This is a genomic window from Azospirillum himalayense (genome assembly GCF_042657465.1).
In the GTDB taxonomy this organism is placed as follows: domain Bacteria; phylum Pseudomonadota; class Alphaproteobacteria; order Azospirillales; family Azospirillaceae; genus Azospirillum; species Azospirillum himalayense.
Genome location: NZ_JBHSLC010000035.1, coordinates 99,747 through 114,905, shown reverse-complemented (window position 1 = coordinate 114,905; position 15,159 = coordinate 99,747). Strand labels below are relative to the sequence as shown.

Genomic DNA, 15,159 nt, shown 5'->3' with positions numbered 1-15,159 from the left:
AATTTAATCTTTTGTATAACCCGCATGGTCTTTATTTTGCGGCGTCCGCCGGTGCCCGCCGGGAACGCGCGGATGGGGAGATGTACGCCCTGTAACCGACCGCGAACCAATAAGGGGGCGCCGGGCCTCGGGCCCGCGACCGCAGGCACATGGCACACAGCGCTGTTCTCAGCCCCGGCCCCCGAGACCGGGCATTGACCGGGGTCGAGCGGTTCTTCGACGCCGATGAGGTGATCGTTTCCAAGACCGATCTGAAGGGCCGGATCACCTACGCCAACCGGGTGTTCCAGCGCGTTGCCGGCTACAGCGAGGCGGAGCTGATGGGCGCTCCGCACTCCATCGTCCGCCATCCCGACATGCCGCGCTGCGTGTTCAAGCTGCTGTGGGACACGCTGGGGGCGGGGCAGGAGATCTTCGCCTACGTCGTGAACCGGGCGCGCAACGGCGACCATTACTGGGTCTTCGCCCACGTCACCCCCAGCTACGACGTCAACGGCCGGCTCGTCGGCTACCACTCGTCGCGCCGGGTTCCGGACCGCGGCGCCATCGACAAGGTGGCGCCACTCTACCGCACGCTTCTCGACATCGAAAACCGCCACGAAGACCGCAAGCAAGGCATGAACGAGGCTTTCGCCACGGTTGTCGGGCTGCTGACGGAGAAGGGGATCGGGTATGACGAATTCGTCTTCTCTCTCTAAGGCGTTCGGCCTGGGGGCGGTCGCGGCTCTGCTCGTCGCAGCGCTGTTGGTGACCGATTCGCTGGACGTCGGCGGCGCGCCGCTGCGCATCGGGATCGGGGCCGCGGCGCTGGTCGCTCTGGTCGGCGTCATGCTGTGCATGGTGCGCGCCCGCGCCGCGGTGGGGCAGGCGGTGGCGGTCTGTCAGGCGGTGTCGCGCGGCGACTTCGAGGCGCGGGTCGTCAACGTTCGGGAAAAGGGCGACCTCGGCGAGCTGATGCACGCCCTGAACGACTCGATCGACCGGACCGACGCCTTCATCCGCGAGGCCACCGCCTCGATGAGCTACGTGTCGGCCAACAAGTATTTCCGGCGGATCGTGCTGAAGGGCATGCAGGGCAACTTCCTGCACGCATCGCGCACCATCAACACCGCCACCGACGCCATCGCCGCCAAGGTGAAGGGCTTCGCCGGGGTGACCGACCGTTTCGAGACGCAGATCCGCGCGGTGTGCGAACAGGTGTCCGGCACCGCCCATCAGTTGGAAATGTCGGCCCGCACCATGGAGAGCGACGCCCAGACCGCCACCGGCAAGGCGTCCTCGGTCGCCGCCGCCGCGTCGCAGACCGGCTCCTCGGTCGGCAGCGTCGCCGTGGCGACGGAGGAGCTGTCGGCGTCGATCCGGGAGATCGCCCGTCAGGTGGAGGAGGTCGCCAAGGTCGCCGCCAGCGCGGCGGGCGAGGCCGAGCGCTCGAATGCCCTGATCGCCGAACTGTCCGGAGCCGCCAAGACGGTGGGCGAGGTGGTCACCCTGATCAACGACATCGCCAGCCAGACCAACCTGCTGGCGCTCAACGCCACCATCGAGGCGGCGCGGGCGGGTGAGGCCGGCAAGGGCTTCGCCGTGGTGGCGCAGGAGGTCAAGCGGCTGGCCGATCAGACCGCCAAGGCCACCGGGGACATCGCCGGCCAGATCGCCGGCATCCAGTCCTCGACCGACGTGGCGGTCGCCTCCATCGTCGGCATCGGTCACACCATCCAGGACATCAACCAGATCGCCGGCGGCATCGCCGCGGGCATCGGGCAGCAGGGCTCGGCGATCCGCTCGATCGTCAGCAACATGGATCAGGCCGCCGCCGGCACCCGCGCCGTCACCGAGGACATCCAGGACGTCACCACCGCCGCTGAACGCACCAGCGGCACTGCCCACGAGGTCTTCGCCGCGTCGGAGCGGATGAGCGTCCAGGCCGACCGCCTGACCCGCGAGGTGCAACTTTTCCTCGACGAGATGCACAAGGTTGCTTGACGCGATTCTGTGCAATTCGGGCTCTTTTGCCCGAAAAATTGCGCTTGCTCAAAAGCCGGGCATTGATTAGCGGGCCGTCATTTGCTTGTATGCTAAGCAGTGTCGGGACGGGAGGCGGGGGCTCTGCGACCTTTTGCCTCATTTTTTAGGAGAAAACGGTGCTTTTGTTGCGGCGCACGCGGTGCGCCGGGTGCGGCGCAACGAGGATGGTGCCGTGTGTGATTGTTCGGACTCCAATATGACGCCGAATTCATCACAATTTCGAAACTGACATCTCAAGAACGTTGAACCGGAGCCCGCAACGCCGCCCGCAAACGCAGGCGTTCCGCGGCTTTGCGCGCCCAGATGGTTTCAAAAGGGCGTTTGGCACAGCGTTTGATGGTTAGACGTCTAAAAAAGATATCCCACCTAAAATCACAGAGGTGTTCGGGATGAGTGTGGCCGGAAACGAACTGTTCGAGCTTTCCCGGGGCGTCCTGGACGTCGCCTCGCGGAAGGTGTCTTTGATCGAAGACATCACCCGCCGCACCAAGATGCTGGCGATGAACGCCCTGATCGAAGCGTCGCGGGCCGGCGACGCCGGGCGGGGCTTCGCAGTCGTCGCGAACGAGGTCTCCGAGATTTCCAAGCAGGTGAACACCATCACCAAGGAACTGCGGTCGGAGATCGTCTCGCGCGTCGACCACCTGACCACCACCGGCAGTGCCATGGTGCAGGAGATGCACGGGCGGCGTCTGGCCGACCTGTCGCTGAACATGATCGAGATCATCGACCGGAACCTGTACGAGCGGTCCTGCGACGTGCGCTGGTGGGCGACCGACAGCGCGGTGGTGGACTGCGCCGCCGACCCCACGGAGGTGAACCGCCAGCACGCCTCCCACCGGCTGGGCGTGATCCTGGAGTCCTACACGGTCTATCTCGACCTGTGGATCGCCGACCTGAAGGGGGAGGTGATCGCCACCGGCCGTCCCGGCCGCTACCCCGGCGCCCAGGGCGCCCGCGTGGGCGATGAGGCGTGGTTCCGCCAAGCGCTGGCAACGCGCAACGGCGGTGAATTCACGGTGGGCGACGTGGCGCGCAACGGCCGGCTGGAGGACCGGGTGGTCGCCACCTACGCCACCGCGATCCGGCGCGGCGGCGAGGCGGACGGCGACCCGATCGGCGTGCTGGGCATCTTCTTCGACTGGGAACCGCAGGCCGCCGCCGTCGTCCAGGGCGTCCGGCTGGAGGAGGAGGAGCGCTCCCGCTCGCGCTGCCTTCTGCTCGACGCGCGGCACCGCGTGATCGCCTCGTCCGACGGGCGCGGCATCCTCAGCGAGACCGTCCAGCTCCGTCGCAGCGGCGAAAGCATGGGCCATTACGCCGACGGGGCCGGACGCACCTACGGCTACGCGCTGACGCCGGGCTACGAGACCTACAAGGGGCTGGGCTGGTACGGGGTGATCGTGCAGGACCCGGACCCGCGCCAGCAGCAGACGCCTGCAACCGTTGGTATGGGCGGGCGCGCGGGAATGAACGGGGCCGGGCTTCACGGGTAAGGCTGGCATTCGCACCCTGCTCTGGTCATCGCGGCGGGTTTGCTTACACTTCGGGTCCGCCGCGTTGCTGGAGAGTTTCATGTCGTCCACCGCCCGCCGTCTTTACGTCCGCCGCGATACCTTCCCCATCGCGGGGACCTTCCGCATATCGCGCGGCGCCAAGACCGAGGCCGAGGTCGTGGTCGCCGAGGTGGTCGAATCCTGCAAGCGGGGCCGTGGGGAATGCGTACCCTACGCCCGCTACGGGGAGTCGCTGGACGAGACGGTCAAGACGCTGGAGTCCCTGGCCGGGGCGGTGGCGGACGGGCTGGACCGCGAACGGCTGCGTACCCTCCTGCCGCCGGGGGCGGCGCGCAACGCGCTGGACTGCGCGCTGTGGGACCTGGAGGCCAAACAGGCGGGCAAACCGGCGTGGCGGCTCGCCGGCTTGCCCGACGCGCCGAAGAAGCTGACCACTTGCTACACGCTGAGCGTGGACGAGCCCGCGGCGATGGCTGCCTCCGCCAAAGCGCGGGCGGCGGACCATCCGCTGCTGAAGATGAAGCTGACCGGGGAGGGCGACCTCGACCGCGTGCGCGCGGTGCGCGAGGCCGCCCCGACCACCCGCCTGATCGTCGACGCCAACGAGGCCTGGACGCTGGAGATGCTCCGCCGCTTCGCCCCGGTGCTGGCCGATCTCGGGGTGGAACTGATCGAGCAGCCGCTGCCCGCCGGCGAGGACGAGGCGCTGCGCGGCATCGACTGCCCGGTGCCGCTGGGCGCCGACGAATCCTGCCATGGGCTGGACTCGCTCGACCGGCTGAAGGGCATCTACCGGGTGGTGAACATCAAGCTGGACAAGACCGGCGGCCTGACCGAGGCGCTGCTGCTGAAGCAGGCGGCGCAGGAGTCCGGCTTCGACATCATGGTCGGTTGCATGGTTGCCACCTCGCTCGCCATGGCGCCGGCCGTGCTGCTGGCCCAGGGCGCGCGCTACGTCGATCTCGACGGGCCGCTGCTGCTGGCCGAGGACCGCACGCCGGCCCTGCATTACGACGGCGGCACGCTGTGCCCGCCCGCCCCCGAACTGTGGGGATGAGCATCCCGGCCGGCAACCTGCTGGCAGGCCTGCCGTTCGGTACACTTCCGGACGAACTTTTCACGACATTGGCGGAAACGGCGTCGTCCGGGACGGTGCGCATCGAGCGCATCCTCTCCTCCGGTCAGGCGTCCCCCGACGGCTTCTGGTACGATCAGGACTGGGACGAGTTCGTGCTGGTCGTCCAGGGCGCCGCCCGGCTGCAGCTCGACGGCGAGGCGGAGCGCGCGCTCGGGCCCGGCGACTGGGTGATGATTCCTGCCCAGCGGCGGCATCGCGTGGCCTGGACCGATCCGACGGCCCCGACCGTCTGGCTGGCGGTGCACATCGGCGAGAAACAGCCACCGGAAACACCGGGGCAGGGGGAGGACCAATGACCATCGACATTGCGCGCGCTCGCGCGGAGACGCCGGGAACCCGGCACGTCGTCCACTTCAACAACGCCGGGGCCGCCCTGCCGCCGCAGCCGGTGCTGGACGCCGTGACCGCGCATCTGGCGCTGGAGGCCACCATCGGCGGCTACGAGGCGGCCGAGCACGCCAACGGCCGGCTGGAGGGGGTCTACGACTCCGTGGCCCGCCTGATCGCCTGCTCGCGGGAAGAGGTGGCCCTGGCGGAGAACGCGACGGCGGCCTGGGGCATGGCCTTCAACGCGCTGGCCGCCCTGCCGGGGGAGGGCTTCCGGCCCGGCGACCGCATCCTGACGGCGCGCGCCGAATACGCCGCCAACCTCATACCTTTTCTGCAAGCCTCCCGGCGCACCGGCGTGGTGGTCGAGGTGATCCCCAGCGACGAGACCGGCCAGACCTCCGTCGCGGCGCTGGAGGCGATGATCGGGGAGCCGGGGAAGGGTCCGGTCAAGCTGATCGCCATCACCCACATCCCGACCAACGGCGGCTTGGTCAACCCGGCGGCCGCCATCGGGCGGGTGGCCCGGCGGCACGGCATCCCCTATCTGCTCGACGCCTGCCAGACGGTGGGCCAGATGCCGGTGGACGTCGAGGAACTGGGCTGCGACTTCCTGTCGGCGACCGGGCGCAAGTTCCTGCGCGCGCCGCGGGGCACCGGCTTCCTCTATGTCCGCAAGGACTGGCTCGACCGCATCGAGCCGCACACGCTCGACCACAGCGGCGCCGCCTTAACCGGGCCGGACCGCTACACGATGCGTCCCGACGCCCGCCGATTCGAGCTGTGGGAGAGCAACACCGCCGCCCGGCTCGGGTTGGGCGTGGCGGTGGATTACGCGCTGTCCTGGGGGCTGGAGGCGATCCGCGATCGCGCCTTTGCCCTCGCCGACAGGCTGCGGCACGGTCTGGGCGCGCTTACCGGCGTGACGGTGCGCGATCTCGGGGCGGAGCGCTGCGCCATCGTCACCTTCACGATGGACGGCCACGAGCCGCGGGCGATCAAGGCCGCTCTGCGCAGCCAGGGGATCAACCTGTCGGTGTCCTCCGCGCCCTCGACCCCCTTCGACATGGAGGCCCGCGGCCTGACCGAGGTCGTCCGCGCCTCCCCCCACTACTACAACGACGAGGCGGAGGTGGAGCGGCTGCTGGCGGCGGTGAGGGCGCTGTAGGCGCTACAGCACCGACTCCACGACGCCGGCCACCCCGTCCGCGTAGCGGTCCCAGGTCAACCCGGCCAGGAAGGCGGCGCCCGCCCGCCCGATGGCTGCGGCGTGGGCGCGATCGGCCCACAGGCCTTGCAGCGTTGCGACGATCTCCTCCACGTCGCTCTCGCCCCAGCCGTCGGTGCCGAAGGAGGTTTGAATGGCGCCCTGCCGGGTCAGCGGGACGCAGTTGTCCGCCCCGATCAGGTCGAGATGCCCGGTGTTGGCCGACAGGATGGCGGGTACGCCGCAGGCCATGCATTCCATGGCGACGAGGTTGGTCCCGCCCTCGCCGCGGTTGGGGAACAGGCCGACGTCGACCTCACGCAGGATGCGGGCCATGTCGGCGTTGGGCACCGGGCCGAGGTCCATCACCTGATCGGCGCGCAACCCGTTGGCGACCGCCCAGCCCGTGCCGTCGAACTGCCCGTTCTCATGGAAGCGCACCGGCGCCACGGCGGGGTTGGCCTCCAGCGAGCGGGCGCTCTCCGGCCAGGGGTTGTGCCACGCCGTCAGCAGCAGCGCCTCCGGATGGCGTTCGGCGAAGGCGCGGAAGCCGAGCAGGGCGAGGTCCTGCCCCTTGCGGAACTCCGGCTTGCCGCCGGAGAAGACGACGAAGCGGTCCTTGAACCAGCCGACCTTGGGCGCCGGATGGAAGTGGGTGGGATCGACGCCCTGCAGCACCGTCCGCACCCGTCCGATGCCCGCGCCGGTCAGCACCCGCTCGACGAAGCTGGACCCGGCGACGATGGCCGCGCAGCGATCCGCCCGCGCCCGGCCCTCCGCGTCGATGGCGGAGTCCTCCAGATAGCAGACGCCGACGGTGGGCTGGCCTTTCAGGGTCACGCCCTCCACCGACCGGCTGCCGACGAGGTTGTTGCCGAGCCCGCGCAGCACCGGCACCGACACACCGACCTCCTGCCCGGCGTGGGGCGCGATCTGCCGGCAGAGCGTCTCGGACTCGCGGACGAAGCCGGCCATACGCCGCCATTCAAGCGGAGACAGCGCGATGTCCTCCAGCCGCAGCGGCAGCGAGCAGACCGGCACCAGCCGCCCGCTGCGTGTCCAGCTCAGCGCCAGCTGCAGCCCGTTGACGCCCCATCCGCTGTAGCTGGACAGGCCCCATTGGATGACGGCAGGTTGGGCGTTGGGCATGGGGCGTGCTCCGGGTTGATTTGCCTTCAGCCTACCCTCTCCCCGGAGGAGACAGGGGGAAAAATCACCCGTGCCGCGCGGTGGGGGAGACGTCGCCCATGGATTCGGACACCGGGGCGTAGGGTTCGTCCATCAACCCTTCGACCTTGGCGGCCATGATGAAGTCGTTCTCGTGCAGGCCCTTGATCTTGTGCGTCCAGAAGGTGACGGTGCAATGGCCCCAGCCATAGAGGATCTCGGCGTGGTGGCCTTCCGCCTCGCACAGGTCGCCGACGCGCATCGCGAAGTGCTGGGCCTCGCGGAAGTTGGAAAATCGGTAGTCGCGTTCCAGCCGGTCGGGGTCCGGCCTGATCGACCAGCCGGGCACCTGCACCAGATAATTTTCCGCCATCGCCCGGTCCATCGGGGGGATGCCGCCGCGGCAGGGTTCGCAGCTCTTTCCCGCCAGCTCCTGTTGTGTCGCCATCTCGTGCCCTCCGGTGTTGTTGGTTCGGACTCCTCGATTTGAACAATGCTGGGGCCGAAGCCTCGCGGCGGCAAGCCTCACGACCAGCAACGGATGCACGCATGACGGACCTGCCCTTCGCCGACTACCAGCCGCCCACGAAGACCAGCGCCGGGCCGCGCCTCGCCATCGTGGGAGAGGCACCGGGCGCGGAGGAGGCGCGGCGGGGCGTGCCCTTCGTCGGGCGCAGCGGCCAGCTCCTCGACGAGACGCTGAAGGCGGCGGGGGTGGAGCGGGCGGAATGCCTCGTCGCCAACGTCTTCCGTTACCAGCCGCCCGGCAACAAGGTGGGGCATTTCTTCGCCTCCCGCACCCGCGCCAGGAAGGAGGGGCGGGCGCTGGACGAGCGCTGGGGGCCGTTCGGCACCTCCGACTGGGTGCTGGCGGAGTTCTCCGGCGAGATCGAGCATCTGCAGCGGACGCTGGAGGGCTTCGCCCCCCGCGTCATCGTCGCGCTGGGCCGTACGCCCTTGTGGGCGCTGACCGGGCTGAACGGGATCATGCAGCTGCGCGGCACAGTCCAGCCCTGCCGTCTTGTGCCGGGAGCAGAGGTGGTGGCGACCTTCCACCCCAGCTACATCCTGCGCGGCCAGCTCGCCGAACAGCCGACCTTCCTGGCCGACATCACGCTGGCCGCGTCGCGGCTGGCCGCCTGAAACGCCGTTACGCCCGCTCTGCGGCCTCGGCCAGACCGAGGAAGGCGGGCAGCTCGTGGGTGATGACGTAGGTCGGGATGGGGGCCAGGAAGTCGCGCATCCGGCCCTTCTCCATGAAGCGCTTGCGGAAGCGGGAGTGGGTGAACAGGGTGCCCAGCTTCGGCACGATGCCGCCCGCGATGTAGATGCCGCCGCGCGCGCCCAGCGTCAAAGCGAGGTTGCCCGCCACGGTGCCGAGCATCGCGCAGAACATCTCCACCGCCTCCACGCAATGCGGGTTGGTGTTGGCGGTCGCCGCGTCCGACACCTGGGCCGGGGTGAAGGGTTCCGGCTCCTGATGGTCGAGGACGCACAGCGCCTGATAGAGGTTGACCAGCCCCGGCCCGGACAGCACCCGCTCCGCCGACACATGGTCGAAGCTCTTGCGGAGCTGGGCCAAAACGGCGCTCTCGCGGTCGCTGACCGGGGCCATGGTGACGTGGCCGCCCTCCGCGGCCAGCGCGGTCCAGCCCTCGGGGCCGGGCACCAGCCCCGACACGCCCAGCCCGCTGCCCGGCCCGATCACCCCGACGACGTGGCCCGGCTCTGGCGCTCCCCCGCCCACCTGATGAACATCGGCGGGGGTGAGGCGTGGCACCGACAGGGCGACGGCGGTGAAGTCGTTGATGACGGCCAGCCGCTCCAGCCCCAGCTTGCCGCGCACCTCGGCCGTGGAGAAGGACCAGCCGCGGTTGGTCATCAGCACCGCGTCGCCGGTCACCGGGCCGGCGATGGCGAAAGCGCCGCGGCTGGGCCGGGCGTCGTGCGCCACGCCGCCCAGATAGGCGAGCGCCGCCGCCTCCAGCGACGGGAAGTCGGCGCAGCGCAGCACGCGCGAGCCGTGGATGCCCGTGCCGTCGATCAGGCCGAAGCGGGCGTTGGTGGCGCCGATGTCGGCGACCAGGGTGACGGGGCCGGAAACGGCGGCGCGGTCATTGGTGGTGTGGTCTGCGGTCATGCAATCAGTTTCACCCGTAGGGCGCGCGCGTCAAGGCATCGACGTAGCTTTCCCGCCACCAGCCGATGTCGTGGCTGCGCAGGATGCGCATCATCGCGGCGTGGCGCTCCTTGCGCTCGGGCAGGGACATGGTCAGGGCGCGCTGGAGGGCGTCGGCCACCGCCTCGATGTCGAAGGGGTTGACGATCAGAGCCGAATCGAGTTCCCGCGCCGCGCCGGCAAAGGTGGACAGCACCAGCACGCCGGGGTCGTCGGCGTCCTGGCAGGCCACATACTCCTTGGCGACGAGATTCATGCCGTCGCGCAGCGGGGTAACCAGCCCGACATGGGCGGTGCGGTAGAAGCCGGCCAGCACGCGCCGCCCGAAACTCTTGTTCAGGTAGCGGATGGGCACCCAGTCGAATTCGGCGAAGCGCCCGTTGATGCGGCCCGACAACTCCGACAACTCGCGCTTGATGGCGATGTACTCGGGCACGTCCTCGCGGCTCGGCGGCGCCACCTGGAGGAAGGAGACGCGGTTGCAATGCTCCGGATAGGCCGCCAGAAGCTGCTCGAAGGCCTGGAAGCGCTGCGGCAATCCCTTCGAGTAGTCCAGCCGGTCCACCCCGATGATCAGCCGCCGCCCGACGAGGCTCTCCTTCAGCCGCTCGGTGTGACGGGAGCGCACGGCGGTCTCGGCGATGCCCACGAGATTTTCGGTGTCGATGCTGATGGGGAAGGCGCGGGCCAGCAGCGTGCGACCGAAGGCGTGGATCAGCATACCGCCCTCGGGGCCGCGGTCCTCGACCTCGCCGTTCAACTCCTGCCGGATGTAGTCGGCGAAGCTGCGCAGGTCGACCTGGGTGTGGAAGCCGACGAGGTCGTAGGCGCACAGCTCGCGGATCAGCTCCCGGTGGTTCGGCAGCGCCACCAGGATTTCCGGCGCGGGGAAGGGCGTGTGCAGGAAGAAACCCATGCGCTGGGTGCAGCCGCGCTGGCGCAGTTCCTCGCCGAAGGGGATCAGGTGGTAGTCGTGGACCCACACCATGTCGTCGGGGCGCAGCAGCGGGACGAGCTTCTCCGCGAAATAGCCGTTGACCCGCTTGTAGCCTTCGCGCGTGCGGCGGCTGACCTCGATCAGGCCGACGCGGTAGTGGAACAGCGGCCACAGGGTCTGGTTGGCGAAGCCGTTGTAGTATTCCTCGAAGTCGCGGCGGCTGAGGTCCAGCGTCGCGTAGGTCAGGCGCCCGACGTCGGTGCGCCGGGGTTCGCTCTGCGATTCCTCCTCGACCACTGTGCCGCTCCAGCCGAACCAGATGCCTCCGGTCTTCTTCAGCGCGGCCAGCACGGCCACGGCGAGGCCCCCGGCGGCCTGTTTGCCTTCGTCGATGGGGGCAACGCGGTTGGATACGACGACCAGTCTGCTCACGTGGGTGGTTCTCCGGTGCCGGACGGCCGCTTGAAAAGGCGGCCGAATCGCGTGTGGCGGGGCGGACCCCGGGACGCGCAGGGACAAAACGACCGTGTGGGGGGTTGGTTCCCTATCGGTCGAATGGGTTATGCCGAAGGACCGGGGTGGGTTGGCGGGCGCGCCGCCAGCCCCAGATTGTGCGGGAGCAGGGCCGGGATTCTGTGTGCAATGCAGCATAAACCGCTGTTTGCGCTGCGCCGGAGCTTTGTCTTAACTTTGGTTAAACCATTGAATGACATGGAAAAACATTTTCCCTCTTGATCCCGGTCAGGGGTTTCATCATATTGTGCAGTGCGGCATCGATCGTGTCTGCGACGCGGGCGGTGCCGTAACGCACTTCTTGGGCGTTTCCTCCCTAGACTCGGGCCGGGGCTTTTGCCCCGGCCTTTTTTTGCGCGCGGCTCAGCGCGGGGCAAGGGGGGCGGGCGGCAGGTGGGCGATGTTGTCCACCATCTCGTGCATGTGCCGGGTCAGGACCGTCAGGAAGGGCAGGCGCGACAGCGTCGCCTCGTCCATGTAGAGGTCGCGGCTGATCTCGATCTGGAGCGCGTGGATGCCCTGGCGCGGGCGCCCGTAATGGCGGGTGGTGTAGCCGCCGGCGTAGGGCGCGTTGCGGCTGACCGTGTAGCCCAGGCCGCGCAGGAAGCGCTCCGCCGTCTCGGTGACCGCGGGCGCGCAGGAATTGCCGAAGCAATCCCCCAGAATGATGTCGCTGCGCCGGTTGTCGCGGTCGCCCAGCCCGGGGGAGGGCATGGAATGGCAGTCGATCAGCACCGCGTGTCCGAAGCGGGCGCGCGTGTCCTCCACCAAGCGGCGTAGCGCGGCGTGGTAGGGCGTGTAGCACTGCTCCACCCGGCGCACCGCTTCGGAAAAGCGCAGCTTGCCGCGGTAGATGTCCTCGCCGTTGGCGACCACCCGCGCGATGGTGCCCAGCCCCGCGGCCACGCGCGGCGAGCGCGTGTTCACATAGGGCGGCAGGGGGTCGGCGAACATCTCCGGGTCCAGCTCGTAGGCTTCGCGGTTGACATCCAGGAAGGCGCGGGGGAACAGCGCGCGGATCAGCGGTATGCCCAGCGCCGGGGCGCCCGCGAAGATTTCGTCGACGAAGCAGTCTTCCGACTTGCGCAACGCGCGCGGGTCGAGCCGCGCCGCCGCCAGGAACTCGGCCGGATAGCGGTTGCCGCTGTGCGGCGAGGCCAGCACCAGCGGCTTGGTCTGTTCGTCCGGGGCCAGAAGTTCGAAGGCCGGCTCCGGTGTGGCGGCGTCGACGGAAGCATCCATGGCACTGTGATGTAGTGGACCTGGACGGCTCTGTCACGCACCGTCCCGCTCGCGCCCCAACAGATGTGACGCGCGGCTTGTCCCTTCGGCGGGAAAAATGACGGTGTCCGTCGCCGGGCGGCAAAAAAGTGAAATCCGGGCTTGCCAGACCTCCGGGATGATGGTACACCCCACGCCCACGCCGGACGGGACGCAAGACGGATGCCGAACCCCGAACCGACCGGCGACACGGATGGGCGCGTAGCTCAGCGGGAGAGCACTACGTTGACATCGTAGGGGTCACAGGTTCAATCCCTGTCGCGCCCACCATCCTCGAAGGCCGGAACCCAGACGGGTTTCCGGCCTTCGCCATATCTGGGCTTTGCCGTGTCTGGGCCCAGCAGGCGCACTGGCCTTGAGCAAAGAAAAAGGCCCTCCCCCGCGAACGGGGAAGGGCCTTCGATGCGCGCCGGATGGCGGGTCGGTTTAGCTGGCAGCCTTCGCCTTGGCCTCGATGCGGCGGCGGTGCAGCACCGGCTCGGTGTAACCGTTCGGCTGCTCGCGGCCCTTGAAGACGAGGTCGCAGGCGGCCTGGAAGGCGACGCTGCCGTCGAAGTCGGCGGCCATCGGGCGGTAGAGCGGATCGCCGGCGTTCTGCTTGTCCACCACGGCGGCCATACGCTTCATCGTCTCCATGACCTGCGCCTCGGTGGTGATGCCGTGGAGCAGCCAGTTGGCGATGTGCTGGCTGGAGATGCGCAGCGTGGCGCGGTCCTCCATCAGCCCGACGTTGTTGATGTCCGGCACCTTGGAGCAGCCGACGCCCTGGTCGATCCAGCGCACGACGTAGCCGAGGATGCCCTGGGCGTTGTTGTCCAGCTCCTGCTGGATCTCCTCCTCCGACCAGTTGGGGCGGTCGGCCAGCGGGATGGTCAGGATGGCGTCCAGGCTGGCGCGCTCGCGGCGGGCCAGCTCCTCCTGGCGGGCGGCGACGTTGACCTGATGGTAGTGCAGGGCGTGCAGCGTGGCCGCGGTGGGCGAGGGCACCCAGGCGGTGTTGGCGCCGGCCTGCGGGTGGACGATCTTGGCGGCCAGCATGTCGGCCATGCGGTCGGGCATCGCCCACATGCCCTTGCCGATCTGGGCGTGGCCCTTCAGCCCGCAGAGCAGGCCGGTGTCCACATTCCAGTCCTCATAGGCCTTGATCCAGGCGGACGACTTCATGTCGTTCTTGCGGATCATCGGGCCGGCTTCCATGGCCGTGTGCATCTCGTCGCCGGTGCGGTCGAGGAAGCCGGTGTTGATGAACACCACGCGCGCCGCCGCGGCCCGGATGCACTCCTTGAGGTTCACCGTGGTGCGGCGCTCCTCGTCCATGATGCCCATCTTCAGCGTGTTGCGCGCGATGCCCAGCGCGTCCTCGACGCGGGCGAACAGCTCGTCCGCGAAGGCGACCTCCTCCGGCCCGTGCATCTTCGGCTTCACGATGTAGACGGAGCCGGCGCGGCTGTTGAGGCGGGCGCCCTTGACGTCGTGCAGCGCGATCAGCGAGGTGATCATGCCGTCGAGGATGCCCTCCGGCGCCTCGCTGCCGTCCTTCAGCAGGACCGCGCTGTTGGTCATCAGGTGACCGACGTTGCGGATCAGCATCAGGCTGCGACCGGGCAGGGTGATCGTCTCGCCGTTGCGGCTGGTGTAGCTGCGGTCGGGGTTCAGCCGGCGCTCCACCGTGCCGCTGCCCTTGGGGAAGCTGGCGGTCAGGCTGCCGGTCATCAGGCCCAGCCAGTTGCGGTAGGCCAGCACCTTGTCCTCGGCATCCACGGCGGCGACGGAATCCTCGCAGTCCTGGATGGTGGTCAGGGCGGATTCGAGCACGAGGTCGGCGACGCCCGCCACGTCGGTCTTGCCGATCGGGTGGCTGCGGTCGATGCGGATTTCCAGGTGCAGGCCGTTGTCGGCCAGCAGGATGGCGGTCGGGGCGGACGGCGCGCCGTTGTAGCCGACCAGACGCTCCGGCTCGGCCAGACCCGTGCTGCGGCCGTCCTTCAGCGCGACGACGAGGCGGCCGTTGTCCACCGTGTAGCCGGCGGCGTCGGCGTGCGACCCGTCGGACAGCGGGGCGGCGCGGTCCAGCACATCGCGGGCGAAGGCGATGACCTTCTCGCCGCGCTTCGGGTTGTAGCCGGCGGTGCGCTCCGCCCCGTCGTCGTCGGGGATGGCGTCGGTGCCGTAGAGCGCGTCGTAGAGGCTGCCCCAGCGGGCGTTGGCGGCGTTCAGCGCGTAGCGGGCGTTCATCACCGGCACGACGAGCTGCGGGCCGGCGGTCGTGGAGATCTCCGGATCGACGTTCTCGGTCGTCACGGCGAAGTCCGGGCCCTCCGGCAGGAGATAGCCGATCTCCTTGAGGAATTCGGTGTGGGCGGCGCGGTCCAGCGGCTGGCCGCGGCGGCTGCGGTACCACTCGTCGATCTGGGCCTGCAGCGCGTCCCGCTTGGCCAGCAGCGCGCGGTTGCGCGGGGCCAGATCGTGGAGGATCGCGTCAAGGCCCGACCAGAATTGCTCCGGCGTCACGCCGGTGCCCGGCAGGGCTTCGTTCTCGATGAAGCGGTGAAGCTCCGTGGCAACTTGCAAGCCGCCAACCTGAATGCGTTCCGTCACCATTGCTGCTCTTTCCTTCCGAAATCGTAGACACCGCGGTTTTTTCGGTTTGTCGTTCTTTGGCTGACGTTTTTTTCACCGCAAACCCGCGCGTGGCGCCGTTCCTTCGGTGCGGCGCCGGCGTGGGCTTCGCGCGACAAAGTACACATTCGCGGCGCTCCGGTCTTCCTCCGAATTGACGGCGCGGAATGGTGACATCAGGAACTCCCCCAATGGCCCGGCGCTGCCTATGTTGGGGAGCATGAGCATATCCGGTCATGCATCCCCCGC

General features: G+C 68.9%; 13 protein-coding genes and 1 tRNA gene. 8 read left to right on the top strand and 6 right to left on the bottom strand.

From position 1 onward, the window contains the following. Positions 1-149 precede the first annotated feature (149 nt). The 6 genes from ACFPMG_RS17135 (at position 150) to ACFPMG_RS17110 (ending at position 6,175) form a co-directional block, all read left to right on the top strand. Entirely contained in the window at positions 150-698 is a 549-nt protein-coding gene (locus tag ACFPMG_RS17135; RefSeq protein ID WP_376996345.1) for a PAS domain-containing protein, read from the top strand. Continuing rightward, on the top strand, positions 673-1,983 hold the full coding sequence (locus tag ACFPMG_RS17130; protein WP_376996344.1) for a methyl-accepting chemotaxis protein: 1,311 nt from the start codon (positions 673-675) through the stop codon (positions 1,981-1,983). The genes ACFPMG_RS17135 and ACFPMG_RS17130 overlap by 26 nt, the downstream gene beginning before the upstream one ends. A 431-nt stretch (positions 1,984-2,414) precedes the next feature. Beyond that, positions 2,415-3,521, top strand: a complete 1,107-nt coding sequence (locus tag ACFPMG_RS17125; protein ID WP_376996343.1) for a methyl-accepting chemotaxis protein — start codon at positions 2,415-2,417, stop codon at positions 3,519-3,521. Between the two features lie 79 nt (positions 3,522-3,600). After that, positions 3,601-4,599 (top strand): N-acetyl-D-Glu racemase DgcA, encoded by a 999-nt coding sequence (gene dgcA, locus ACFPMG_RS17120; RefSeq protein ID WP_376996342.1) that lies wholly within the window; start codon positions 3,601-3,603, stop codon positions 4,597-4,599. Next, on the top strand, positions 4,596-4,976 hold the full coding sequence (locus tag ACFPMG_RS17115; protein ID WP_376996341.1) for a cupin domain-containing protein: 381 nt from the start codon (positions 4,596-4,598) through the stop codon (positions 4,974-4,976). Before dgcA ends, ACFPMG_RS17115 begins: the two co-directional genes overlap by 4 nt. Then, on the top strand, positions 4,973-6,175 hold the full coding sequence (locus ACFPMG_RS17110) for an aminotransferase class V-fold PLP-dependent enzyme (protein ID WP_376996340.1): 1,203 nt from the start codon (positions 4,973-4,975) through the stop codon (positions 6,173-6,175). The genes ACFPMG_RS17115 and ACFPMG_RS17110 overlap by 4 nt, the downstream gene beginning before the upstream one ends. A 3-nt stretch (positions 6,176-6,178) precedes the next feature. Here ACFPMG_RS17110 and ACFPMG_RS17105 read toward each other — a convergent pair whose 3' ends face one another. Together ACFPMG_RS17105 and ACFPMG_RS17100 are read right to left on the bottom strand one after the other, a co-directional pair. Beyond that, a complete protein-coding gene (locus ACFPMG_RS17105; RefSeq protein WP_376996339.1) occupies positions 6,179-7,363 on the bottom strand; it encodes a glycosyltransferase family 4 protein in 1,185 nt (394 codons plus the stop codon). A gap of 64 nt (positions 7,364-7,427) precedes the next feature. Next, complete coding sequence (locus tag ACFPMG_RS17100) at positions 7,428-7,829, bottom strand: 4a-hydroxytetrahydrobiopterin dehydratase (protein WP_376996338.1); 402 nt, start codon at positions 7,827-7,829, stop codon at positions 7,428-7,430. 101 nt (positions 7,830-7,930) lie between these two features. Here ACFPMG_RS17100 and ACFPMG_RS17095 point away from each other — a divergent pair, with 101 nt between their 5' ends. Further along, positions 7,931-8,524: a uracil-DNA glycosylase gene (locus ACFPMG_RS17095; RefSeq protein WP_376996337.1), complete on the top strand. Its 594-nt coding sequence runs from the start codon at positions 7,931-7,933 to the stop codon at positions 8,522-8,524. 7 nt (positions 8,525-8,531) lie between these two features. Here the strand turns inward: ACFPMG_RS17095 and glk are convergent, their stop codons facing one another. The 3 genes from glk to ACFPMG_RS17080 form a co-directional block, all read right to left on the bottom strand. Beyond that, positions 8,532-9,521, bottom strand: a complete 990-nt coding sequence (glk, locus tag ACFPMG_RS17090; protein ID WP_376996336.1) for a glucokinase — start codon at positions 9,519-9,521, stop codon at positions 8,532-8,534. A gap of 10 nt (positions 9,522-9,531) precedes the next feature. Next, entirely contained in the window at positions 9,532-10,929 is a 1,398-nt protein-coding gene (gene otsA, locus ACFPMG_RS17085) for an alpha,alpha-trehalose-phosphate synthase (UDP-forming) (RefSeq protein WP_103040313.1), read from the bottom strand. A 444-nt stretch (positions 10,930-11,373) separates the two neighbouring features. Beyond that, positions 11,374-12,252, bottom strand: a complete 879-nt coding sequence (locus ACFPMG_RS17080; RefSeq protein WP_376996335.1) for an N-formylglutamate amidohydrolase — start codon at positions 12,250-12,252, stop codon at positions 11,374-11,376. Between the two features lie 234 nt (positions 12,253-12,486). Between ACFPMG_RS17080 and ACFPMG_RS17075 the strand changes: the two genes are divergently transcribed. Further along, positions 12,487-12,561, top strand: a tRNA-Val gene (locus tag ACFPMG_RS17075). A 156-nt stretch (positions 12,562-12,717) separates the two neighbouring features. Here the strand turns inward: ACFPMG_RS17075 and ACFPMG_RS17070 are convergent. Further along, positions 12,718-14,889, bottom strand: coding sequence for a malate synthase G (locus ACFPMG_RS17070; RefSeq protein ID WP_417281707.1), 2,172 nt, complete (start codon positions 14,887-14,889; stop codon positions 12,718-12,720). Between the last annotated feature and the right edge of the window lie 270 nt (positions 14,890-15,159).

What these genes read in the sequence shown, in the direction of transcription:
- dgcA (WP_376996342.1), top strand. Translation starts at nt 3,601, where the DNA reads ATGTCGTCCACCGCCCGCCGTCTTTACGTCCGCCGCGATACCTTCCCC.
- ACFPMG_RS17100 (WP_376996338.1), bottom strand. Translation starts at nt 7,829, where the DNA reads ATGGCGACACAACAGGAGCTGGCGGGAAAGAGCTGCGAACCCTGCCGC.
- ACFPMG_RS17080 (WP_376996335.1), bottom strand. Translation starts at nt 12,252, where the DNA reads ATGGATGCTTCCGTCGACGCCGCCACACCGGAGCCGGCCTTCGAACTT.
- ACFPMG_RS17135 (WP_376996345.1), top strand. Translation starts at nt 150, where the DNA reads ATGGCACACAGCGCTGTTCTCAGCCCCGGCCCCCGAGACCGGGCATTG.
- ACFPMG_RS17115 (WP_376996341.1), top strand. Translation starts at nt 4,596, where the DNA reads ATGAGCATCCCGGCCGGCAACCTGCTGGCAGGCCTGCCGTTCGGTACA.
- ACFPMG_RS17110 (WP_376996340.1), top strand. Translation starts at nt 4,973, where the DNA reads ATGACCATCGACATTGCGCGCGCTCGCGCGGAGACGCCGGGAACCCGG.
- ACFPMG_RS17105 (WP_376996339.1), bottom strand. Translation starts at nt 7,363, where the DNA reads ATGCCCAACGCCCAACCTGCCGTCATCCAATGGGGCCTGTCCAGCTAC.
- ACFPMG_RS17125 (WP_376996343.1), top strand. Translation starts at nt 2,415, where the DNA reads ATGAGTGTGGCCGGAAACGAACTGTTCGAGCTTTCCCGGGGCGTCCTG.
- ACFPMG_RS17130 (WP_376996344.1), top strand. Translation starts at nt 673, where the DNA reads ATGACGAATTCGTCTTCTCTCTCTAAGGCGTTCGGCCTGGGGGCGGTC.
- ACFPMG_RS17095 (WP_376996337.1), top strand. Translation starts at nt 7,931, where the DNA reads ATGACGGACCTGCCCTTCGCCGACTACCAGCCGCCCACGAAGACCAGC.
- glk (WP_376996336.1), bottom strand. Translation starts at nt 9,521, where the DNA reads ATGACCGCAGACCACACCACCAATGACCGCGCCGCCGTTTCCGGCCCC.